Below are 23,114 nucleotides of genomic sequence, written 5' to 3'. Positions count from 1 at the left end.
TATAGGAAGAATAAAGATTAATATAGAACAGATAGTTCCAGTCACCATGCATTTTGTTGCATGTTTTTCACTTTCCATAGTTGCTCCAACTCTAACCGCATTACACCATCTAATAACATGGATACAAAGGATTATTAGCGTAATTATAATAATACTCACCATAAAGAAATTCCAACTCACTCTTCAACCACTCCTCAAGATGCATAAATGGATTATCGAATAAACTAAAATTCTGTTTTTCTAAAACCACAAATAATGCAATTCATTTTGATTATAGATAAATTATATTAGTTTTTATAAACTATAGTCAATTAAAAATAAAGAAAGAAGGGAACCTTATAAGGTTCCCTTCTATTTCTTTCTCTACTTTTCGTTAATTTTTTTTAGTTACATATCATTTTACAAAAAAACAGGTATTATATTTTCTCAGTTTCTTTTTTACCGTATTTCTTCATGAAGTCTTCGAAAGGTAATTTGTCTATTACGGTTTTTTCGTCCATTGGTGCAACAACTTCCTGCTCATCAAAGACCCCTTTCTTAGCTACCCTTGAAGAAATATCAACTGCTTTGTCAGATAGAACAACTATAACAAAACCTCGTAATCCCTTTTCTGCAAAATAGGCTGAACCGATTACATCAGTGCTTTTTGTAAATGATGACCAATGATTATTAAAGTCAATTGCTTTCATATTATTGTCAGTTCGCCAGTTTTTATGTGCTTCTTCAAAGACTTTAGGGTAATTTGGTTGGTCATCATAATCAGTTCGTTGTGGTTCGTCATTTCCACCAGTATGAACTCTAAATAGCAACGTTTCAGGCTCAACTATTAAATCTTTTAACTCATCATTGTTATTCTGTAACTCTTCAAATACTTTTGTCCATTTTTCATCAAATTCGGTCAAACTTTCATCATTTTCAATACCTATACTTCGTTCGTGCCAATCAAAAATTATTTTCTCTATTTCCTCTATTTTCATATGTATTCACTACCTTTTCTCTATATAGTTTTTGGCATTAGGTTTTAGGACTATTTTTCTATATCAGATTTTTAAGGCAGGTTTAGTCAGGTTTTTCATTATCAAATATGATGCTTTTGATATTCCTATAAATCCTCTGTTTTAAACTCTGTATAACCCTCATAGTAATAACTTGCGTCAATTCCTTTAAACAGACTTTCCATACTCAAGTCGTCCGTCAGGGCGTTCTGTACAAGATACTTAAGCTCTCCAGTGCTTACACTGCTTCTAATCATGGCGTTCAAATACTCGTCTTTGTCTATAATATTCCAGTCCACGATTTTGCCCAGTTCCTGCTTGAGCATACAATCGAGCCATATTCTCATTGAACGACCATTTCCCTCTCGAAAAGGGTGTGCCACATTCATGTCAGCGTACTTGTCAAGAATTTCGTCAAAAGTCTTGTGTGGCAATTCATCAATGTATTTCAGCGACTGCTCTAAGAAAATACGAGGTGCAAACTGGAAATTACCTTTTGCAATATTGACCTCTCTCATCTTACCCGCAAAGCTATAAATTTCAGAGAAAAGATGTTTATGTATATCAGCTAAACCTTTGAATGTGCCGACCTCGATTTCATCAATTTTGCCCGTATCAAATAGCTCTTTGGCTTTAATTTTTGACAGCCGTTCTTCCTCACGAGCAAGTTCGGCTGAGTTCGTCAAACCAAGTTTATTTTTCAGTACCATTCTTAACACCCCATTTTTCTCAACGTATTACTCTTAATGTTTATTTTAGCATGAAATGAAAAGCCAGTAGATACATTCTACTGACTTTCTAAAACATATTGATATATATATACTTTCTTTGGTTAGCTATCATTCTGTTTAATATCCCCAATATTGAATATTGAATCCATTTGGTGTCAGTGGTTTATCGAAAACTATTAATCGAAACTTATCATTTCTAAACATAATAGGTTGATTATTTTCATCAGGTATAAGCATATTTTGTGTGCTCCTTTCAAATCCTTTCAGTACATCTAAACAATCATTTCCTTGAATGACCCCAAAATCCTCACATTGTTCATTTAAAATTCCGTGAGTAACAAGTCTGCCATTTCTAATGATAGGTTTCTCTAACTCTTTTACAACCCCAAGGAATAAAGGTTTTCCCTCAATGATACAGAATTCTTTTATATTTTTATTAGCATCCATTAACGCCATTAATTTTTCATATGTTAAAGACATGTCCCTCATCTCCTATACAAACATCACCTTCTCACCTTAATAAGGAGAAAAAGATGATGTTTATTATTTATCACTCTGAAACAAAAGTATTACTCTGCTTTTTCTAACACCATAAAGAATGTACTATCAGGAAGTGCTACAGCATTACCAGACTCATCTTCGAAATCAATTTTCTCTCTCAAGTTGATTGTGTACCCTTCTTGTAGATAATTCACAGCTTTAACAATCTTTACTTTGTCTCCGAAAATATTAGAAACGAATTCTTTATATTCATTTGGTGTGAAGATACCAAATTGTTCTTGCACTTCATGAGCAAATGAATCTTCCCCCCATGTATATGTATATAAAAATTCCATAGCATCATTAATAGGTATCTTTACTGTATTGTCCGAAAGCACTTCATATTGAATCTCACGACCTTTAAATTCACGAGCATATTCTTCTAAAAACTTCAGACCACTTTCATCTTTAAAACGAATGACACGCATTAAATCTTTGTCTTCGGTCATAATCCCATCACGAATGATAATTCGACCACCTGGTTTTAATGCTTCATATGCACTCTGTAATCCTTTTTTTATTACTTCCTTATTGAACTTCTTCCCATCATATTCAATATAAGAAAATAGCTCATGAAAAATAGAAGAATATACGATTGTATCTACCGATTCTTTTTTGAAAGTATCAGCAAAGTTAAGAGCATCGCCCTTTATAACATCCCATGAACGAGACTCATTTTGTTTTTTCTGCTTCAACGAATCAATAACATTCTGTGAAATATCAATTCCATAAATATCTTTTCCCTCTGTTTCTTCTTCTATCATATCTAACATGACTCCACCGCCTGGTCCTACATCGACAATGGTATCGCCTTTTATATAATCCAAAATGATTCTTTTGTCATCAGCAGAACTATTCATATGTTCCAAATAAAGTTCTTCATTATGGAATCTATCATATGCATCCTTACGTAATCCAAAGAAATCAAATAAAAGTATATTTGCACGATTATGCATCATATCAACTTTTTCTGCCTCTACACAGAAAGTAATTAATGCTTCACCAACCGCAGAAAATTTAAAGGAAACATGTGCAGTCTGCATAGATTCATCCACCTCAACATGGAAAGAAACATGAGTATTATCAGGATTCTTATTTTCACGATATTCATGTAGGTATTTCTCAATAACACGTTTACGGTATACATTGTTGTGTTTCTTCCCTTTAAAATCATAATGTAGTTGTTGCATTAATGTTTCAAAGTGAATGTGATGAATCTTACTGTCAGATACAGCATCTTTTATCATCAAGAAAATCGTCCAAATATCTTCGAAACTTAAATCATGCATAGCAGGTTCCACGTACCATAAATCTTTATCTGCTAAGAAATTTTGAACAAGAAGTTCTTCATCTCCCATAATTCGTTCTTTTTCTGCTACCGTTTCTCTATGTTTATGTGTTAAACGATGCATTCGAGAAGAGAATGGTTCTACATTCCCATTAAATAACCCGTCAATCACAGATTTTACGTCTTCTTTCACTTCATTCCACAAAGATGGTGAAACACCCTCGATAATACACAGATTTAAGTAATACAGAATATTTTTAAGTTTTTCTTCCGTGTATCTTTCATAGAAACGATGAATCATGCTTACATGTGAATCAAGACGTGCTTCGCCTCGAATATATTGACCGATTAATCCATGGGTTAAAATTAAATCACCAATTAAAAAACGTTCTCTTCTTTCATCTATATTTTCTACATGTAAGGCTGTCAAATTTTCTTCCCAATAAATACTTTTAGAGCCTTCATTATGAATCATGAGGTTAAAGCCATTTTCTAACCATTTTCTGCGTTGTCTCAATGAACCACCTTTTGCTACCTCGCTATAAACTAACACTGTTTCAATGATTCGATATGTTTCTTCATCAACAGAAATTCTTTCTAACGATTCTAAAGTGCGTAATACATAATGCAATAGACTATTCGTAGATAGCTCACTAAGAGATTCCACATTCTCATAGTTCTGATGAATTTCATCGGCTTCAATTAAATATTTTAGCCAAGTGGGGATTGAAAGTAATTCTCCTGCAAGATATGTATTAATAATTTCAATGTTTTTCATTTTTATTAGCTCCTTCATAACAATAAGTTTTATATTTAGTTCAAGAATCATATCTCTGAATATTTATCGCATTTCAATACCATGTAGTTTTTTTATCAGTGTTCATTCAAATAAGTGAATCATTCGGTTTTTCACATTCTTTATACTTTGTATATCTGATTGCATTAATGTCCCTAAGAGATATACAAATAAAGGCCAGTCATCATCTCCAGGTGTTAAAAGGTTTGCATCTACAATCTCACCTGAGTCTGCTTTCGTAATTACTTTTTCAGTCCATCCGAGCTCACGTAGTAAACAAGGAGTCTCCTTTATAAGTTGATAAGAGTTAACTCTATGAATACTGCCACTTGGCATAAATCTACCATGATGTTGCAAAATAAGATTGAACTCCAACTTGTTAACATTAGGCTTTACAGATAATGCAGAGACTATATTATGTTTTACTCCTCGAATCAAACCTATCTTTCTTGGTTGAAATGGCATATGAGCCAATGGTATGTCTTCATAACCAATATACTTTTGCCAAGCGGTTGTTAACTTCCCTAAGTCATGCATCCCTGCAATGAGTGAATATCTCTGTATTTTATCTACTTTCCGAATGACACCATCTCTTATCAAGGTTGTCTTCATAACCTCTCTTATCTCTTTCGAATGTGTAATCCATGATTCTTCTATGTAATCTTCATATTTCCGATTTTCTACTTTTTCTTGACTCTCTGCAAAAGATAGACAACTTACTCCATCTTCTATACGAAATCCACAGGCATCATAAAAACTATTTAATCCTTGTATGACTAAAGAATCTCCAATACGGACAGAATGAGGCTGTATCTCTTCTATACTGCCAGATGTTCCATTCGATAATCTATATAAAGTATTTGATTTTGCAAGTTTTTGTAAGGATGAAAGAGAGATAGATATAGATTCTTTTAGAAAGCTATCTTGATTCACTTCATTATCAACAATCAGATTCACATTTTGAATCGCACGTATTAAATCATTCCGACTGCCATTTTTCATTGCTCTTTTATGCTTCTGTAGAGACCTATCAGTAATGGATTTCTCATAATATGAATTCATAATTTCATTCACCCATTGTTTTTGTAGTAGCCATGAAAAGCAAATCCCTTGATTAGCAAGAAGCTTGTCTTTTGTAGCAAGTACAACCTCTTCATCGTATATCCCTTGGTAATGACCGTTAAAAACAGTTAGACATCCATTACCACCCCAACGGGCTACACGCCCTTCACGTTGGATAAGGCTATCAATAGAACAAAGAGAGGAATATACGGTAGGTGCTGAAATGTCCATCCCTGCTTCAATAATTTGTGTCGATATTAAGATTTTGTCATTGGAAAGAGAACCTTTTCCAAAATACTTAAATACATCTGCTTCAACTTGTTCTCTATCTTTTTGTTGCAACTTATTATTTAACAAAATAACTCTACTCTTGTCTTGTATCTGTGTATATAGTTCAATTTGTTCTTTTTGCGTGTTGCAAATAATAATTTGTTTCTCTTTAAGAGATTCAATAGAAGTACAATCAAGAGATTCTTCATAAAAAACCTTAACTTGCCTGTTTTCTATAACGGGGTTTTCAACTTCTATTATTTCAGCGTTGTATCTATGGCTCATAAATTCCATTAAGTATGTCGGCATTGTTGCAGTCATTATCATGAATTGATTTCCGTTTTCATGAATAGAATCCAACATGCCAAATAATGTTTTAAGAGTTTTATTGGTTTCAAGTAATTGAATTTCATCAAATATAAAGTTACTCTTTAATACATTTTTCCCTCGGATAAAAGCTTGCCTTCCAATCCCTAAGTAACCAGATAGTACTTGGTCTATGGTTGTTACAGCATAATAACTATCAAGAAATGGGTCATTACTTATGGAAGAATGCTGAATACTCCATTCTTTCCCTGATTTTAATGAAGACTCATATGTATTTAGTCGCTTTTGAATAGAAGTAGCTAATGTCTTCATAGGCAACACATAGGTTGTTTTTCTATCCCATCGTTTTGTCAACAAGTAGGATGCTTCAGTTTTTCCTGAACCACAAGGACTTAATAGAATTATATTTTTCTTTTTATTCATAACACGTACAAGCTTAGATTGAGGTTCTGTTAATTTGATTTTGTTCAAATCATGTATGTTAAAAATTTTTTTAAATGTGTGCATAAAGCCCATTGTTTCACCTCAAATATATCACTTGATAAATTAAATATAGCACTTTTAATAAACTATAGTCAATATTATACTTAATAATAAGTAAAAAATATTTCACTTAATCAGACAATAACTAATAAATTTCACTAATATTTGCCCCTAATAGACTGTAAACACCAATAATAGATAAGTAAGAGTATGTCGAAATAATAAAATATTTGTCTGTTTTGTTTTAGAAAATATCATGATGTTTTCATGTTGTAAATATAGTTGTTAATTTTATAACATAACTATAAAAAAACTATATTAAATATTTTATAAAATGATATGTTGATAATATAAAATAACTTGTTTTATAAAGTCATAAATTATTATTTTATATAAAAATAAAACAAAGTGGATATCTCAAAATCCACTTTGTTTTTTCTTTAATGTATACCATTTAGTTAATGGGAGACTTTCTTCAATAGTGCCATCCTCTTTTTGATAGGGAACAGAATCCTCAAATTCCTCCCAAATATTCAAGCATGTTCTTGCTAATTCATATACAATGGAATGAATTTCTTTTCTATCGCTTGTACAAGTTAAAAAACAGATATTTGGAACTTGAATTCCATGCCAGTCTTCTCGTCTAAATATAATTGTATAATTAGCATCAATCATCTTATCTTCAGAAATCCATCCTCGTTCTTTCATGAGTTCACGTATTTCCATAATACCCATCGAGGGATTTAAATTCTTTTTCTTTGCTTCCATAAATTGAGTGAATTTTTCTCGAACTGATGTGCGTTGAGGAGATTCTTTACTCATATGGGTTATCAGAGTCTCGTAGTCTTCTTGTGTTGTAATATATGTAGGGTGGATAGGTCTTCTTCTTCTCCATTTTATATCCCTATTTTTTCTTTTCATGCAAATAGCCCCTTTATAAAATTTTGATTATCTCCTTAAATCAATAATTTCACCTCTGCCAACATAAAAAGAGAAAACATTTGTATTCCGTGCAAAACATCGGTCTAATACTCGTTGAATCTCTTCAATATCTTCTTGATTAAAACATTCGTATGCCTCTTGATACCATCCTGACATATACCACTCTGAGTTTTTTGGAATATCCGAATTTATATTCGATAAAGTGGAGTTAATTAAAGATTCAGCATGAAAATGGAAGTTTTCTTTTTCTGGATGATACCATTTCACTTCAAATAGTTCATCTTTATCATACTGGTCATCCCCTTGCAAAATGTCCTTAATTTCTTTAACTGTTTTCATTTCACCTCTTTGATTAATTAACAATACCTCATCTCGTAAAATAGAAAATTTCATTACATATCATCTCCTTCTGTTTTCTCTATCAACAATAGCCCCTCGAACATTAAATGATAAACACCATACTTTCCATCGACTGTTTCTACCACATGGTCTTCTTTACGGATAGGTTCCAAATAAAAAGGATAAATTTTACCTTTTTCAAGACCTTCCTCTTTTTTTGTTACAAAGCTCATCCAATGTGTAACCTGAGAGTATAACATTTCAACATGTTCGACTGTGTTTTCTTGTTCAAAATCATCGACTTCTACAGCATTATATCGAATATTATCTATTAGTATTTCTTTCATAAAATCCCCTCATTTCTCACAAATAAAAGGAGGAAGAATCCTCCTAAGAATCAAAATGGTTGGTCGCTTGAAGTATGATTACTTGTAAAATCATGATTTGCATATTTCTTAATGATATCTGTAGGTAATAAGGTCTTCATTTGCTGAAGCTTTTCTTGAATTTGTGCATCTATTTCTTCGATTTTTGTTTTTGCCTCAGACGGTTTAACACCAAGCGTCTCTAAATCATCAGCAACTTTTTTGTACTGGTCTCGTAATGTTTTCACTACAGTAGATGCTTGAATACGAATGGTTTCCCCTTGCTTAATTTGTTTTTCAAACTCTTCAACTTGTGATGCGATATTTGTAGCACTTGCCATAAATAAACACTCCTTCTTGTTTTATTATGTATTTTTTATATACTTACAGTTTTTTTAGGAAACTAATTTCTCCATGCTATATTCATCAGTGATTCGATTAATAACAGCATTATCTATTGTGCCGTGGCAAACAGGACACTTTCCGATTTCGGTTAATAAAATTTTGTAATCATTAACCAATTTTTCATTTTTAGAAATGACGTGTTCAATTTTCTGTTTCTGTTGTTTTTCTTCTTCGTTAATAGAAGACAGTCTATTTGTTAGAGATTGAACGGTATCTTTTTTCGCCATTAATTCTTTTAATTCGGATAACGTGCTCTCGGCTTCTACTAAGCTATTTGTCTTTTCTATAACTTCACTACTAACATCAATTTCTTTCACTAAACGATTCTTTGTTTCAGTGAGTTTTGTTGATTGCGTCAACAATTCTTCTTGAACTGATTTAGATTTTGCTAATTCTTTAATTTCATCTAACAATAGTTGAGCATTTGGTAAATTCATTAATTGCTCTGATACATGTTTAGATTCTTTTCCATCGGCAATAATAGTAGTAAGAGAACGATATAGTTTTTGAATTTCATTTCGTTTCTGTACCATTTCTTTGATTTGATATATTTCCGAATAAAGATTTTCAACCTGACCCAAATCTTTAATCACATCATTAAGTTCACTAATTTTGTTATCAATTAATTCTTGCTCTTTTAGTAGAGTAGTAATCTTTGCCTTCTTGGCCATTAATGCGTCTACTTCTGCACTCAATTGTTCTAATTCAGTAATCTGCACATGTGTTTGAGGGAGATGGGCAAAGGAATCAATACCTTCCTGAATGGTTTTTCGCTCTTTATCAGCCGTTTCAATTTGTTTGTTGTATTTTTTCAAGTCACCCTCAAGGTCTCTAATTACAGCATCGGCATAATGAGTGCCGTAGATGGAACCGACAATTTTAGCTCTCTCAGAAGAAGTATAACCATCTCCAACAAAAAACCAAGAAGTACCTTGCTTCATGAAGTTAATTGGAACATCATTATCTGTATCAATATTTAATTTATTAAATCCGAGAATTTCTTGTACAAGTGACAATCCTTTTGTGTTTGTACTTTCCACGGAACCATCTTTCGGGTTATAAATCTCATATCCATTCTTTCCGCTTTTAGATTTTTCTACAATACGAGAAATAACATAACCAGTGGATAAATAAATTGTTACCCTTGCAAAATTAGCACCCTTTTTGATAAATCTACGAGGGTTCCTACCGAAGTTCTCAAAGATAAATGCAAAAGCGCGTATCACTGCACTCTTACCTTGACCGCTTTCTCCAGTAAATAGATTGAGACCTTTTGAGAAATCGAGTGTAGTATTTTCGTGTGACTGGAAGTTTTCCAATACCATTTTTGTAATGTAATAGGAATCCGCTACAACATTCTCTTTCATTAAAGATTTCATTTTTGAGGTAATTCGTTCAATAACTTCATCTTTTAAAACATTACTTACGTTTTCGTTTTCAGAAATAACTTCGATAACTTCAGTAATGTTTGTTGCCTTTCCGATATTCGCCTTATTTACAATGGATTTTATTTCTTCCATCTTTCCTTGTTTTTCTTTTTTCTGCATAATCTTTGTTCTATCTAATACTTCTTCCGCTTTTTTGGCACTCTTCAAGTAAATTGTTTTCACCTTAAGTCCACTTACTTCATCAATTTCAATGAGAAGAACTTTTGGTTTTCGTTTCATTTCTTTTAAATCACTTTTCATCCGAGGGATTGCTCCTGGATTTATAAAATACTTACCATCTACTTCTGTTAAACCGAATCCAATATGGTCATGACCAGTAACTGTTAAATCAGCTTTTGTAAGATGAGCTATTTCATCTACTAATGTATGTGGAAATAAGTTTCCCATATCTTTATTTGTTAAATAACCATGTACAATATGGATATGGTAATCGCCCGCTTTTTCCTCAATGATATAATCTGAAAGATTTTCTTTTTTATCCATGCCATGATGGTAGTGAGTAGCTGTAATGGCAATGGTCTTTCCGTTCTCCATTTCAAAAATAATAGGATTTTCTTTTGAAGCTAATTGCATAAAACCAATTTTTTCTAAAAATCGTAAGCTTGTTTTTTTGTAACTATTTAAAGAATCACCTATCAATTCATGATTTCCAATCGCACCAATCATCGGGATTGGTTTGGCATCTATTAATTTATTTTGGAATTCTTCATTAGATAATTGTCCTAAAGAAAATTGTTTGATTAAATCAAAGGTATCTACCATGCTCCATTTTTCTACTACATCTAATAGAAAATCATTTTGAAAGGTATGGGAGTTTAAAAAATCACCAGGTTGTAAAAAAGCGTTTACCTTATATTTAATTCCTAATCCTTTAATCTCTTCTCTTTTTTCTGAAATACTTTGCTGATAACTATCTATTCGATTACTTGGAGTAGAAGGTCTCTCATGCATATCACCGAAGTAAAGGAACCTCAAAACATTTTTCAAATCAAACCCTCCTAATTACCCGTTCTTGTAAATTTTATTTTACTTAATGTAGTTAAAATATAACACTTTTATAAACTATAGTCAATAAAACATTTAGAGCTATAAAATTGCTTGTAAAGAATAGGTCGATAGGTTTGTTGGGCAAATTTGAAATACTGTTTCTGACTGAAAGTATAAACAAACAAATAAGGTACATATAAAACCTATAAGAAATACAATTAGATACATCAAACATTTAGGCATAAAACCATCTCCTTTTTATATTTTCTCATCCTATTCAATTCAGAAATTCTGTATTCACAGATAGGGTCTTATAAATAAAAGAGTATAAAATACGCTAATATTTGGCAATTCCTCGCAATTGCCTCGTTAATAACTGACAGAGACTGACAGGGTTTGATAAAAATAATATAAAATAATGACTATAAACTGACACACTTTTTTTTACGAAAAGGATAGGATGAATAAAAAGAAATAAAGGAGGGCGTATATGTGGATATATTCAAAACTATATCTTTTGGAGCGAGAAAGGTTGATGCTGATAGGATTGAAAAATTACAAGAAAGACATAAAAGAAAGTATGGAGGAGCTACTATTAATCAAAGTGATTTGTTAAGGCGTTTAATAGAGATTGAATACAACAGTGGAGATAGAGAAGTATTTTGTGCCAATAACGATGATTTAAAGCATATTAAGTTTCTACAAGAGCGATATGAAAAGCTATATGGGGAAGAGATTAGTCAATCAGAACTAATAAGAGAGTTACTAAGACGAGAACATATAATAGTAGAAAAAGAAGATGGTCATGAGCGAGACATGAAGTTTATGCAACGGATTAGAAAGTAATAGCGGATATCTCCTACTCGAACACACCTCAAACACCCGAAAACTTATGAAAACAGTCGAATCTTACTAAGATACAACATACAGAATAAAGAAATTTTATTCTAAAAACTATTATTCGAACTAAGAGGGTTTTGGGAAGGAGATGTTATATATGAATTTAACAATGACTGGAAAGCATGTATCTTTAACTGAGGGAATGAAATTTACAATGAATAAAAAACTGGATTTTTTAAATAAGTTCCTTAAGGAGGATACAGTTGTAAGCGTTACTGTACAAGTGGAAAAAAGATTAACAATTTCAGTATCTGTTCCGTTTAATGGAGAGTTGATTTATGCAAAGAGTAAAGATGAAGATTTCTATGTAGCATTAGACAGTGTAGTTGATAAGGTGAAAAGACAAATTACAACTGCAAAAGATATAGAAAAATCAATGAGACGATTACATAAAAAACATATCTTAATACCTATTGCAAATGAAACAGAAATGAAAGAGGTTAAACTTACAGATAACATTGTAAAACGCAAGCAATTCGAATTAAAACCTATGCATGAAGAAGAAGCGATTCTACAAATGGAGGTTTTAGGTCATAAGCAATTCTTATTTGTAAATGCAGAACTAAACGACACAATCTGTCTTTTATATACAAGAAAAGACGGGAAGTATGGAATGATTGAAAGTTGTGCATGATATAAAATAATAAAAGCAAAATAAAAATAATAATAAAATGATATCTATAATAAAACAAAAAGATACACAATAAAATGTGTATCTTTTTTTATTTATTGGCCATATTACTTTTTATTATGTTCTGTAAATATATTTTATATTGTTTAAATAAAAAAAGATGAGTTAAATTAACTCATCCTCTACATCATTAATATTCGATTGAAAAGAATTCCCACCTCTTTGGTATTCATTCTCTGAAATAACCGTAGTGCTTTTAACTTTTGCACCGACATCTTCTGCATCAACGAATGTATCATCTTCAATTTCAGAAAGAGGGTCGAGAACAACATCATTTGAAGAATAGTTACTCTTAGGTTTTTCAAGTTGAATATCTGTAACGACAGCTTCTTCATTTAATTTTTCTTTTACTACTTCCACTTTTTTCTCTTCTGTAGGTTTTTGAGAGCCACCAAATTCTTTGTGATACTTCTTATCTTGTTCTTCGTTATATTCGGCTACCATTCTATCAAGTAAATCATTTAATTCTTTAGGAATATACTCGATTTTACTAACACCTGGAGCTTGTATACTGTTGTTTTTAATTAAACAATATGTAATTTGCCCGAATTCACGATAAATAATATCGGTTGCAGAATATCTGGCTTTTGTTTCTTCAGCCTCCCTAAAACTTTCATTTACTGGTCTTCGTCCTAAACCGCCCAACACACTGAATTTTTCTTGAGAGTAGCCTTTCTGCATTGTTTTCTCAATAATTTCTCCAAATTGTTTTGAATAGTAATCAGCATCTTGAGCATTACCACCAGGATAAATGATTGTATTACGAGCATTGGTAGAGACAAGTTCAATAAAGTCTTTTCCATCTTTACCACTACCCATACCGATTAAGGCACGGTTTTGTGTTGCTAAATGTGATGCTACACGATAAGAACGACCTTGTGTTAACATATCAGCAAATCCAGGATTTGAATACGTTTGGAATTCATCTATATAAAGCATATTTCCTCGTCTTGTATTCTCATTCCCTGGTCTTCTAAATACAGCAGACTGTAATTGTAGGATAATAAAGTAACCTAAGTATTTACCTAAATCACGTAGTTTACCTTGAGCGGTAGCGATTGTAATAATCGTACCTTCTGCAAGTGATTTATCAAAGTCTACATCTGAACCACGACCTTTAGGAGGATTCAGAACTCGTCTTAAATATTTATTAGAAACAAGTTTTGCTACCTGAGAACGAACACCAGAACAATGTTCGTATGTTTTTGTTGCCCCTTTATCTCCTGTTGCACCAGTGAAATAATCGTTTAAGAACCATAATGCGATATCGTTGTTTTCTTTTGCCATTGAATCGCTTTCGGAAGGTAATTTAGAGAAATCCTGCACCATTTTTTTACCGCCACCACCTGTATTATGTAACAGGGTTGATAAATCAATTAATGTAGCATCATCTCCATATAAACGCTTTAACACTTTCAGAGCATTACGAATTAAGTTTTCGTTCATATCTAAGAAGAATTGAGGAGAATCAGGGTTTAACATTTTAAATGTTGTGGCCATATTCTCAATTACATCTGATTCATCTCCGAATAAAGGATTGAAATACGGACAATCAGGTAAAATTGGATTAAAGTATTGAACCTCTCGATTATAATAACGAGCCATTGCAAAGATTTTCTCAGCTAAATCCCCTTTAGGCTCAATTACAGTAACACCTAATTCAGGATTTTGCATATCCCTATGAATCATTGGAATAATTGTTTGAGAGGTTTTACCAGAACCTGTTGGTCCCAAAACTAACATGTGAAGATATCTATCTTTTAAAGGTAGAATTACAGGGTTTTGCGTATCTATGTTTTTACCCAGTACCGCATCTCCTTGCTTAATTTCTTCTTTTTCTTCACCTGCTAACGCATTCCATATAGATGTCTCTGTGAATGCAATCATTTTATTTTGGAATTCTTCATTTCTAAAAATAGCAATAGAACTGATAATAATTGCAAAATCAACAAGATAAATAACCTTTGTCATACTACTGTATAATTTGGGGTCTTCTATATGATTTAATCCAGATACAATAAAGTGGTCAAATATAGACAATGCACCAATAACTAAAGAGATTTTCATAATCTTGATTGCAAATGATTTTTTCTTTTCATCTGCAAAGTCTTTTAAAAACGAAAAACCTAAAATAATTAACAATGCAATTCCCAGATGAATAAAAAAGAAGCTTTTCTTAAATAAAAGAATGGTAATGAACATGCTACATTGAAAAGCGAATAAGCCTATCATAATGCCGTTGATATTTTCACCTAATTGCTTTAATGTAGGGTTGTTTTTTAGTTCTGCTATCTTGTTGCCCATTATTTACCACCATCCGTTTTCAAGGATTGGTGCTTATCAAAATCCTTATCCATTTCTTTAAAGAATTGAATTGTTTTATAGTGGTACGTTTTATCTTTAGGTGCATATATACCGTAATATTCTAAAGTTGCGTTATTGTATTCGATAACATATGCAATTAAGTTGTTTTTCTTTTCTATCTGAAATTCTATTTTGTGAACTCGTTCCGCACCAACCATTGTATTTTGAATAGTTTTTAACATAGGGTCATCACTTTCGCCACGTAAAACCTCATGGTCTAAAATCTTTACTTCACCATTTACAATAGGAGATAAACTATCGAAATCATGAATAACTGCTCGTCTTTCTTTTTCAGGTAACATAATAGTGCCGATTACCATCATTTCAGGGTGACGCATACCTTTAGCGATTTTCCCTTTTTGGAAATCTGGTGCTGTCAGTGTAGACATCATGATAGATGCATCATAATAAATGGACGCAATATTTGTATTCGTGCCTGTTGTGAATTGATAGTTTTTCACTTCATTTTTTACTTTGTTAAGTATTTTGTCATAACTTGCGGAAGAGGCTAATTGAATCAACTCTTTTTCAAACGCCTTTGCTTTGTCTTCAGGATATTCTTCTTTTCCTTGACCTTGACCAATCTTCATCAAGTTACTTTCATAATTGGCACCGTCGCCACCCATCATGTCTTTTTTCTCATCAATTGTCATTTTTGAGATTTCTTCTTTTTTGAGTGGTGTATATTTCTCTAAATGCTTATCAATCTTTTTTTCCTCTTTTTGTTTTATAACTTTTTCTTTTACTGTCTTATCCTCAGTAGCGAATGGATTTGCTACTGCAAACCAGATGCTTGTCCCGATTCCAACAACCACAGTTGCCCCAAGTAGACCAAGTAAAACTTTTTCTTTTTTCATAAAAATCCCCTCCTAAAAAAATATGTGCTATATCATATACAAGGAGAGAAATATTTATAAAAAAAATAGACTACAAGATGTGTTAATACACTTTGTAGTCTATGAATTAGTGTTTCTATTAACTATTTGGTAGAAACAGTTTGCAATTTATTGGTATATTTTAATTTAGCGCTACTTGTTTTTCCTGAACTCCAAGTCATGGTCTTTTCACCCGTCTCCTTACCATTAAGTAAGTCTATCGCCTCTTTTTTTGTGATTTTTGCTCCAAAATACTCTTTACCAATTAGTACAGTGCAAGGGTCTTTGTAATTTTCGCATAGGAAGTATTTGCTTGTTTCTTTAATACCACCACCGCATTTAGGGCACTTACAAATCGCTTCACTTTTAGATGCTGAAGAATTGGAACCTTTTGATTTTTTAGTATCGGAATTAAAAATCATATCAATGGAACCTTTATCTTTATTTACAGCGAGTTTTGCTTTCCATGTCTTTCCATTCTTTGTAAAGTCTAATTCTTTAGAGGACTTTCCACTTAAGATTTTTTTAATTTCAGCTTTCGTGATTTTTGCTTCTAAGAATGTTTTTCCGAATAAAAAGTCACATCCGTTTTTGTATGCTTCGCATAGATAATATTTTTTACCTTCAATTACATGTTTTCCGCATTTTGGACAAGAGCCAAGGGAGTCTTTGCTTGAGGATACAAATACTTTTAATTTCTTCAAATCCTCAACTTCCTTTTGTATGTAAGCAATCATTTCTTTATAAAAGACATTCGGGTCAAACTGATTTGCTTCAATTTCTGAGAGTTTTTGTTCCCATTTCGCTGTTAGTTCTGGAGACGTAATATCGTGACCATTTAAGGATTGGATAATTCCGATTCCATATTCAGTTGCAAAGAAGGATTTTTTCTTACGCTCAATCATATTTAGTGAAACTAATTTTTCAACAATACCGCCTCTTGTAGCGGGCGTTCCAATACCTTTTGCTTCTTTTAAAACTTCTTTTAGTTCATCGTCATCTATGAATCGTCCTGCATTTTCCATTGCGATGTTCAGTGTTCTATCTGTGTATCTGCCAGGCTTACTTGTTTGTTTGGTAATTAATTCCGCTTTCTTCAAGGAAACCATTTCGCCTTTTTTTAGTGGTGGAAGCATGTTGTCTTGAGCCTTGTAATTATATAAGGCCATAAATCCGATTGACTCTAATACACTTCCTGATGTTTTAAATAAATGTCCGTTATTTTCGGTAACAACACTTGTTTTTTGGCTCACCATAGGAGGTAAGAAGATACTTAAAAATCTTTTTGCAATTAACATATATACATTAATTTCTTTATCTGTTAATCGACCAAAATCAGGTGATAATCCTGTCGGCACGATTGCATAATGGTCGCTTACTTTTTTATCATCAACATATTTTTTATTATTTGCTATATCTGAAAGAATTTTAGAATCATTAATAATCGCCTTTGTTTTATCTGCTAACTCAGGGATGTTTTGTAAAGGTCTAAGCATAATAGCGAAATCGTTACTGATAGCTTTTGTTAAATGGGAGCTATCTGTACGAGGATAACTTACGAATTTTTTTTCATACAATGTTTGAGTGATGTTTAAAGTTTCTTGCATTGTGTATCCATATACTGAGTTTGCTTCGTTTTGTAAGGCTGATAAAGAATGTAACTGTGGAGCGTATTTTACATCTTTTTCCTGATTAACAATTTTAACTGTGCTATCCGTACTTAAAGAATCAATAATCTTTTGTGCATCTTCTTGCTTCCAAAATTGTGTATCCCCATCTTCATTGAAGTGAACGCCTTTATATTTCCCAAAATCAGCTTCTATTTCCCAAAAGTTTTTCGGAACAAAATTCTTAATTTCAAGTTCTCTATCAACTAAAACTTTTAGGGCAGGAGTCATAACTCGTCCCAAATTCATCTTTTTACCACCTACAATTGAAAAAGCTCTTGTAAAGTTCATTCCAATCAACCAATCGAAATATGCTCGTAATTTACTTGCTTTTGTCATATTGCTTAAAGCGGGTTCATTTTCATCTCGTAGATTATCAAGAGCTCGTTTAAGTTCTTTTTCTGTTAAATCGCTATGCCAAATTCTTTTAACAGGTAAGTTACAGCCGATAGAATCATAGAAACTAAAGAAAATATGCTGACCTTCTCTTCCTGGGTCACATCCATTGATAATATAGTCGTAATTTCCATTTTTGATGGCTTTTTTAATGTCTTTATACATATCTAACTTATCCTTGGTTGGTTCATAAAGGAATTTGTCAGGAACCAATGGAAGGGTAGCTAAATCCCATTTTGCCCATTCTTCTTTATACTTATCAGGATTAATCAATCCCATTGTATGTCCTGCGAAGGATTTAAACTCGATAGTATCTTTATGACCAAAAGTGTGGTAAGCACTTTGGATTTCTCTCATTAAACTCGGTTTTTCTGCAATTAGTAAAGCTCTTGCCATTTTTATCATCTCCGTTTCTTTTACTATAGTCAATATTATATGTTATTTATTGACTATATTCAATAAAAAGTAAGTTTATCAACTATGTTTCGTTTTCATGGTATTCTATGTTTTTTGTAAATGATTTAATAAAATTATATTTTCTATTATGTTGAATATATTTTTTGCTTTGTATATAGGTTTATGTTTCGGAGGGGTTTTGTTTTTGTAGATATGTAGCGTTTTTTAAGATTTACTTAGACAATATTCACTAATAACAGACAATGGCTGTTCCTAATAGGTAAAATACCAAAGTAGACAGTTGACTGGAAGTGAGAAAAATGTCGAACATGATAGATGCTTGAAATGGTTTACGATTAACAAAATAAAATATATCTTGTAAATAAGATGTTTTTTTATATAAAAAAATAAAATAAATTATGGTAATAAAAAATATTATTTTATAAAAGGGGGATGTTTTAATATGAAACAACAAAATACATTCAATAAATGTGGTCAAAATGTAAATGATATGTTGTCTGGTGGTACAAAGAAAGGAGAGTCTACTATTAGTGAGAGTGAACTTAATCGGGTTGTGAATGAAGAAAACTTAGGAAGCATTCAGCAAATGGCGTCTGATTTTCTAACTGATGGCGTAAAACATTTACCAGAGATTCGAGAACGAATGAAAGCAATGGGAATGGAAGGTCAATTAGATACAGTATTAAAGGGTTTTGGGATTCCGATGCCAGAAGAAATGAAAGGTAAGTAAAAGTTATCTTCATAACTTTTAGGTGGTGGATACTATGTTTACTTATCAAAATACATATCAATGCTGTACATTAGATGAATCTACTTCTCGATTTTGCGAAGAAATTTCAAGTTCCTTGAATACAGAAATAAAAAATACATTGACGATTCATAGAGCAGTTATGGTCTATCATGCGTATATTATCTTTAAAAATGATAAAGTGCTTGATATTAAGATTGAGCTAAATAAAAAGAAATTAATGTGGGTCTGCATTTGTGAAGAGTTGGATAAGGAAAGTTTATTTGATTCTATACATAAAGAAATGATTTTAGATAAAGAGGGCTCATCTGCTAACTCACGAGGTAGATTATTTGGTTTTCGAGCGGAGCGATTTCTAAGGGATATAGCTCAATAAAGACAATGTATACAAAAAAGAATCCAGTAACATTACTGAATTCTTTTTGTCTTTTCATTAATAATATGTTGTTGAAGGTGTATGTGTATCAATATTCATCTCTTTTATTTTATTTGACCAAGTTTCAATCTTTTTGTCTGATAAATATCCAGTATGAACACACTCTCCATCAATAAATAAGGCTCTTCCAAATCGCATGATTTTATTGTATTCTATATGCTTTTCTAAATTATAATCTGGAACAATGTTTACTACATGTGTTTCGTTGTTATAGACACCTATACTAACATGATTCATTCATAGACCCTGCTTTCTTTATTGTAATAAAAAAGGATGAAACATATAGTCCATCCGTTAATCTAACCAGAAATCAATGAATAGAAACAATTAATCTTTCTCTCTTGAATAAGCCATCGACTTCTCTCCACGATGTAATTAAATCGTTTTTATCCATCATATAATCTGATAGAATGATATCTTTACTGTTAATCTGTTTGTCACTAATCAACTGTGTATCAACTGTTTTTTTATCACTTGAAACTTCTTCCATTACTACTACGTTTACCATCATTTATTCCTCCAAATTAAGTTCATTTTTTCAAATACCTGATTTTAATATACAAAATATTATATGTATGTAAATGGATAAAATAACGAATTTGACTATAGTCAACAAAATTATAATTCATTAACTGATATATGTAAATAAAAAACTTCTTACATATTGTAAGAAGTTTATAATTCTTTCTGCAATTTTTCTTTGATTCTTGAATTTCTATTTGTATCACTAACCTTTAAAATTCCTTTATTCAGTGTTTCTTCATCACCAATGCTAATTAAAATTTTCTTTGCTCTGGTTCTCCCTGTATAAATTAAATTACGAGTAGACATACTTAATTGAGATTCATGGAAAGGCATGATGACAATAGGGAATTCACTACCTTGGCTTTTGTGAATAGTAATTGCATAAGCCAGTTGTAATTGTTCCATATCCTTTTCTGTATAAGCAACAGGGTCTTCTCTATCTGGATATTCTACATCAACCTTAAATTCGCCTTCGTATGTATAGATAGAAGAGACAACACCAACTTCGCCATTGTATACCCCTAAATCTTTATTGTTTTCCGTGTGAATTACTTTATCACCAGTGCGGAATGTTGTAAACTCATCTCTTTGGTAGTCCATTGAAGAGTTAGGAGGATTGAAATGTAACTGAATCGCACGATTTAATTCATCAGTTCCTAAATCTCCAATACGCATAGGTGATAGTAAACAGATATCGTCTAATTTGTAATGATATTTATCTATCATTCTTTGGATGCTTTCAATAATTTTTTTGCGAATAACTAATGAGTTTTTCTCTTGAATGAAATACTCGTCACCTTTTGTGTGGTCAAAACGAATTCCATCAGGGTCTTTTGTTGTCTTTCCGTGAATAACCTTGTATGAATTCATTACGATTTGTGAGTTTTCAGCTTGACGGAATACCTTATCTAATTTCGTAACAGGGATTTTACCACTATCAATTAAATCTCGTAAAATTAATCCTGGTCCTACAGAAGGTAATTGGTCAACATCCCCAACAAAGAGAATACGAGTATTCTCACCTATATTATTTACCAGTTTGTTAGCTAAATATGCATCGACCATACTAAATTCATCTACAACAATAAAATCTGATGTTAATTGATTCAATTCTTTCGTTCCACCAAAGCTATTCAGACCTAATCCTCTATGAATTGTCGATGCATCCATATTTGTTAATTCTGTCATTCGTTTACTTGCTTTGCCTGTAGGTGCCAATAGTAGGATAGTAGCTTTAGGATTTACTTTTTTAATACATTGTACAATCGTGTTTGTCGTTTGCGTTTTTCCTGTTCCAGGGCCGCCAGTTAAGATACTAATACCATTTAGCAAAGCCATATATACAGCTTCAGCTTGTTTCTCTGCTAATGGGAAATATGCTTTTTCATATTCCTGTATAAAATCATCAATATGATGTTTTTGGCATAATGGTGTTTTGAAAGAATGCACTAATTCTTTTAAGCCAGAAACAATGTTGTTTTCAATTCTGTGATAGTCTGCTCGATAGATGCACACTTTTCCATCGTTATTTTCCTCGGTCACAAGAGCACCAGAAGTAAATAATCCTTGTAGTATCGCATCTATTTTTTGAATCGGTACAGATATCATCTGGTTCTTCGGATATGCTCCGACTCGAACAATGAATTCCTCTAATGAATCCAGTAACTCGTCTTTAAAAATACAAATATCACCTTTAGATTGCATTCTATGTTCGATGTAGAACAAGATAGCGTGTTTAATTCGCTCTACACCATCACTCGGTTTTCCTAATGCATAGGCGATTTTATCTGCATGTGTAAAATCTAATTTTGAAATAGAACATACGACATATGGATTTCCTTTTACTTTTACTAAACTGGTATCTCCTAAATCTTCGTAAATTCGAATAGCTACAGAGGATTCCAAGTCAAAGGATTGAATGAATGTAGCTAATTCCTCAAATCGTTTATGTTCAACTAATTGGTTTTGAATACTCTTTGCTCGTTTTTCTGTAAGACCGATATTTACTAAAACTTTATAGTCTTTTTCAATAAGTGAAATAGCTTCTAATCCCAATTCATCTACGATTTTTTTTGCTGTTTTCATTCCGACTCGTGAAACACGTTTTTTTATAAAATCTATTAATCCTTTTTTTACTTGAGGGATGGTAGCAGTTGGAGTAGCAGTAAGTTTAATGGAATATCCATATACTTTGTGTAATTGAACAACGCCTGTCCCTTCGAATTTGTCACCTTTATGAACCGTGTTGAAATTCCCTTGAATTCTCATTTCTTTAGGGAATTGATTTTCAGAATCGTGATTCAAAATATTTGCCGTAATAATATAGAATCTACTTTCGGCATTTTCATGTAGTATCTTCTTAACTTCGAACTCTAATGTGAACTGTTTTCCTGTTTTAAACATGATGATACGCCTCTCTTAACTGTGTAAAAGTAATCCTGTTTCTGAATGGATAATAAGTGGAGTCTTCGCTTCACCTTCGACAACGATACATTCTTCTCCATCAACTACTGATGGATATAGCATGAAATTAAGGTTATCTTCTTCTTCAGGCACATCACTTTCGATTAGGATAGTGAAGAATAAAACACCTTTATGATTTTTAATACCCTCTGAAATCCCTCTTTTTCTTAAATTGTATCTATCAGGTCTTACTAAATGTCTGTTTTCCGTAATAAAACAATCGGGTGCATTCGATAAAGCAGTGTTTGAATCTAATTCAGTAAACAATTCTTTTCTTATAAGAACAGGTATATCGGTAGATACATTAATTCGAATAATTTCTTTGTCAGGATAAATATTCTTTAAATTGAATTGAATTGAGATTTCTTTCGCTTCTCCCCCAAAATTTGATTTATAAGATGTATAAAAAATAAATCCTCTATGAGGCACATTTAAAACTTTTTTAGGTCGAAACATTTTTCCGACAGAACAAATCCCGATGATTTCAGTCATGGAATAAATCCTCCTTCACTATAGTAATCTTTCTTCAGATTAGCATTTCAATCGCATTTTGTCAATTATTCTTTACTAAAACGTATTAATCGAAGTGGGTAAAGCGATGTTCGTCTGACTGAAAACGAATATTTTTTTTGAAAAACATATAATATAACATAC

The 23,114-nt window shown here is 32.0% G+C and carries 21 protein-coding genes; 4 read left to right on the top strand and 17 right to left on the bottom strand.

Annotation, left to right across the window (positions count from 1 at the left end; genetic code table 11):
- Nucleotides 1–416: 416 nt before the first annotated feature.
- The 10 genes from CQ064_RS07490 to CQ064_RS07445 all read right to left on the bottom strand — a co-directional run bounded on the left by CQ064_RS07490 (nt 417) and on the right by CQ064_RS07445 (nt 10,978).
- Nucleotides 417–977, bottom strand: coding sequence for a hypothetical protein (locus CQ064_RS07490; RefSeq protein ID WP_000687420.1), 561 nt, complete (start codon nt 975–977; stop codon nt 417–419).
- Between the two features lie 125 nt (nt 978–1,102).
- Nucleotides 1,103–1,705 (bottom strand): protein adenylyltransferase Fic, encoded by a 603-nt coding sequence (fic, locus tag CQ064_RS07485; RefSeq protein ID WP_000243323.1) that lies wholly within the window; start codon nt 1,703–1,705, stop codon nt 1,103–1,105.
- A gap of 138 nt (nt 1,706–1,843) precedes the next feature.
- Complete coding sequence (locus CQ064_RS07480; RefSeq protein ID WP_000060400.1) at nt 1,844–2,206, bottom strand: hypothetical protein; 363 nt, start codon at nt 2,204–2,206, stop codon at nt 1,844–1,846.
- An 89-nt stretch (nt 2,207–2,295) separates the two neighbouring features.
- Nucleotides 2,296–4,332, bottom strand: coding sequence for a class I SAM-dependent methyltransferase (locus tag CQ064_RS07475; protein WP_000789093.1), 2,037 nt, complete (start codon nt 4,330–4,332; stop codon nt 2,296–2,298).
- Between the two features lie 102 nt (nt 4,333–4,434).
- A complete protein-coding gene (gene cas3, locus CQ064_RS07470; RefSeq protein ID WP_000506550.1) occupies nt 4,435–6,525 on the bottom strand; it encodes a CRISPR-associated helicase Cas3' in 2,091 nt (696 codons plus the stop codon).
- 384 nt (nt 6,526–6,909) lie between these two features.
- Complete coding sequence (locus CQ064_RS07465) at nt 6,910–7,413, bottom strand: hypothetical protein (RefSeq protein ID WP_000823893.1); 504 nt, start codon at nt 7,411–7,413, stop codon at nt 6,910–6,912.
- A gap of 27 nt (nt 7,414–7,440) precedes the next feature.
- Nucleotides 7,441–7,827 carry a hypothetical protein gene (locus CQ064_RS07460; RefSeq protein WP_000672506.1) on the bottom strand — a complete coding sequence of 129 codons (387 nt, stop codon included), beginning with the start codon at nt 7,825–7,827 and terminating at the stop codon, nt 7,441–7,443.
- The gene (locus CQ064_RS07455; RefSeq protein ID WP_000658834.1) at nt 7,827–8,120 is read right to left on the bottom strand and encodes a hypothetical protein; all 294 of its coding nucleotides are present in this window, start codon (nt 8,118–8,120) and stop codon (nt 7,827–7,829) included. The genes CQ064_RS07460 and CQ064_RS07455 overlap by 1 nt, the downstream gene beginning before the upstream one ends.
- Nucleotides 8,121–8,170: 50 nt before the next feature.
- Nucleotides 8,171–8,479, bottom strand: coding sequence for a hypothetical protein (locus CQ064_RS07450; RefSeq protein WP_000135419.1), 309 nt, complete (start codon nt 8,477–8,479; stop codon nt 8,171–8,173).
- Nucleotides 8,480–8,533: 54 nt separating this feature from the next.
- Nucleotides 8,534–10,978: a metallophosphoesterase gene (locus CQ064_RS07445; RefSeq protein WP_000800213.1), complete on the bottom strand. Its 2,445-nt coding sequence runs from the start codon at nt 10,976–10,978 to the stop codon at nt 8,534–8,536.
- A 492-nt stretch (nt 10,979–11,470) separates the two neighbouring features.
- Between CQ064_RS07445 and CQ064_RS07440 the strand changes: the two genes are divergently transcribed.
- Together CQ064_RS07440 and hpf are read left to right on the top strand one after the other, a co-directional pair.
- On the top strand, nt 11,471–11,824 hold the full coding sequence (locus tag CQ064_RS07440) for a hypothetical protein (RefSeq protein WP_000350848.1): 354 nt from the start codon (nt 11,471–11,473) through the stop codon (nt 11,822–11,824).
- A 151-nt stretch (nt 11,825–11,975) separates the two neighbouring features.
- Nucleotides 11,976–12,512, top strand: a complete 537-nt coding sequence (hpf, locus tag CQ064_RS07435; RefSeq protein ID WP_001054765.1) for a ribosome hibernation-promoting factor, HPF/YfiA family — start codon at nt 11,976–11,978, stop codon at nt 12,510–12,512.
- Between the two features lie 162 nt (nt 12,513–12,674).
- On the opposite strand, the gene CQ064_RS07430 is transcribed toward hpf, so the two are convergent.
- From CQ064_RS07430 to CQ064_RS07420, 3 genes are all read right to left on the bottom strand, one after another.
- Nucleotides 12,675–14,873, bottom strand: a complete 2,199-nt coding sequence (locus tag CQ064_RS07430; protein WP_000527010.1) for a type IV secretory system conjugative DNA transfer family protein — start codon at nt 14,871–14,873, stop codon at nt 12,675–12,677.
- A complete protein-coding gene (locus tag CQ064_RS07425; protein ID WP_000711866.1) occupies nt 14,873–15,790 on the bottom strand; it encodes a hypothetical protein in 918 nt (305 codons plus the stop codon). Before CQ064_RS07425 ends, CQ064_RS07430 begins: the two co-directional genes overlap by 1 nt.
- Nucleotides 15,791–15,912: 122 nt before the next feature.
- Nucleotides 15,913–18,267: a type IA DNA topoisomerase gene (locus CQ064_RS07420; protein WP_000090078.1), complete on the bottom strand. Its 2,355-nt coding sequence runs from the start codon at nt 18,265–18,267 to the stop codon at nt 15,913–15,915.
- A 463-nt stretch (nt 18,268–18,730) separates the two neighbouring features.
- Here CQ064_RS07420 and CQ064_RS07415 point away from each other — a divergent pair, with 463 nt between their 5' ends.
- Nucleotides 18,731–19,018, top strand: a complete 288-nt coding sequence (locus CQ064_RS07415) for a hypothetical protein (protein ID WP_000813320.1) — start codon at nt 18,731–18,733, stop codon at nt 19,016–19,018.
- 34 nt (nt 19,019–19,052) lie between these two features.
- Complete coding sequence (locus CQ064_RS07410; protein WP_000495734.1) at nt 19,053–19,412, top strand: hypothetical protein; 360 nt, start codon at nt 19,053–19,055, stop codon at nt 19,410–19,412.
- Nucleotides 19,413–19,469: 57 nt separating this feature from the next.
- On the opposite strand, the gene CQ064_RS07405 is transcribed toward CQ064_RS07410, so the two are convergent.
- From CQ064_RS07405 to CQ064_RS07390, 4 genes are all read right to left on the bottom strand, one after another.
- On the bottom strand, nt 19,470–19,709 hold the full coding sequence (locus tag CQ064_RS07405; RefSeq protein ID WP_001017051.1) for a thioredoxin domain-containing protein: 240 nt from the start codon (nt 19,707–19,709) through the stop codon (nt 19,470–19,472).
- A gap of 73 nt (nt 19,710–19,782) precedes the next feature.
- Nucleotides 19,783–19,980, bottom strand: a complete 198-nt coding sequence (locus CQ064_RS07400; protein ID WP_000248666.1) for a hypothetical protein — start codon at nt 19,978–19,980, stop codon at nt 19,783–19,785.
- A gap of 167 nt (nt 19,981–20,147) precedes the next feature.
- Nucleotides 20,148–22,400, bottom strand: coding sequence for an SF1B family DNA helicase RecD2 (gene recD2, locus CQ064_RS07395; protein WP_000477250.1), 2,253 nt, complete (start codon nt 22,398–22,400; stop codon nt 20,148–20,150).
- Between the two features lie 15 nt (nt 22,401–22,415).
- Entirely contained in the window at nt 22,416–22,952 is a 537-nt protein-coding gene (locus tag CQ064_RS07390; RefSeq protein ID WP_000134995.1) for a hypothetical protein, read from the bottom strand.
- Nucleotides 22,953–23,114: the final 162 nt, after the last annotated feature.

Origin of the sequence: Bacillus sp. MYb78 (assembly GCF_002975115.1) — a bacterium.
GTDB lineage: Bacteria > Bacillota > Bacilli > Bacillales > Bacillaceae_G > Bacillus_A > Bacillus_A cereus.
This window is presented reverse-complemented; position numbering and strand designations above follow the sequence as displayed.

Coding starts and splice junctions, on each gene's coding strand:
- CQ064_RS07425 (WP_000711866.1), bottom strand. CDS start 15,790: ATGAAAAAAGAAAAAGTTTTACTTGGTCTACTTGGGGCAACTGTGGTT.
- CQ064_RS07460 (WP_000672506.1), bottom strand. CDS start 7,827: ATGAAATTTTCTATTTTACGAGATGAGGTATTGTTAATTAATCAAAGA.
- CQ064_RS07465 (WP_000823893.1), bottom strand. CDS start 7,413: ATGAAAAGAAAAAATAGGGATATAAAATGGAGAAGAAGAAGACCTATC.
- CQ064_RS07430 (WP_000527010.1), bottom strand. CDS start 14,873: ATGGGCAACAAGATAGCAGAACTAAAAAACAACCCTACATTAAAGCAA.
- CQ064_RS07480 (WP_000060400.1), bottom strand. CDS start 2,206: ATGTCTTTAACATATGAAAAATTAATGGCGTTAATGGATGCTAATAAA.
- CQ064_RS07420 (WP_000090078.1), bottom strand. CDS start 18,267: ATGGCAAGAGCTTTACTAATTGCAGAAAAACCGAGTTTAATGAGAGAA.
- recD2 (WP_000477250.1), bottom strand. CDS start 22,400: ATGTTTAAAACAGGAAAACAGTTCACATTAGAGTTCGAAGTTAAGAAG.
- CQ064_RS07400 (WP_000248666.1), bottom strand. CDS start 19,980: ATGGTAAACGTAGTAGTAATGGAAGAAGTTTCAAGTGATAAAAAAACA.
- cas3 (WP_000506550.1), bottom strand. CDS start 6,525: ATGGGCTTTATGCACACATTTAAAAAAATTTTTAACATACATGATTTG.
- CQ064_RS07475 (WP_000789093.1), bottom strand. CDS start 4,332: ATGAAAAACATTGAAATTATTAATACATATCTTGCAGGAGAATTACTT.
- CQ064_RS07405 (WP_001017051.1), bottom strand. CDS start 19,709: ATGAATCATGTTAGTATAGGTGTCTATAACAACGAAACACATGTAGTA.
- CQ064_RS07450 (WP_000135419.1), bottom strand. CDS start 8,479: ATGGCAAGTGCTACAAATATCGCATCACAAGTTGAAGAGTTTGAAAAA.
- CQ064_RS07455 (WP_000658834.1), bottom strand. CDS start 8,120: ATGAAAGAAATACTAATAGATAATATTCGATATAATGCTGTAGAAGTC.
- CQ064_RS07490 (WP_000687420.1), bottom strand. CDS start 977: ATGAAAATAGAGGAAATAGAGAAAATAATTTTTGATTGGCACGAACGA.
- hpf (WP_001054765.1), top strand. CDS start 11,976: ATGAATTTAACAATGACTGGAAAGCATGTATCTTTAACTGAGGGAATG.
- CQ064_RS07415 (WP_000813320.1), top strand. CDS start 18,731: ATGAAACAACAAAATACATTCAATAAATGTGGTCAAAATGTAAATGAT.
- CQ064_RS07390 (WP_000134995.1), bottom strand. CDS start 22,952: ATGACTGAAATCATCGGGATTTGTTCTGTCGGAAAAATGTTTCGACCT.
- fic (WP_000243323.1), bottom strand. CDS start 1,705: ATGGTACTGAAAAATAAACTTGGTTTGACGAACTCAGCCGAACTTGCT.
- CQ064_RS07410 (WP_000495734.1), top strand. CDS start 19,053: ATGTTTACTTATCAAAATACATATCAATGCTGTACATTAGATGAATCT.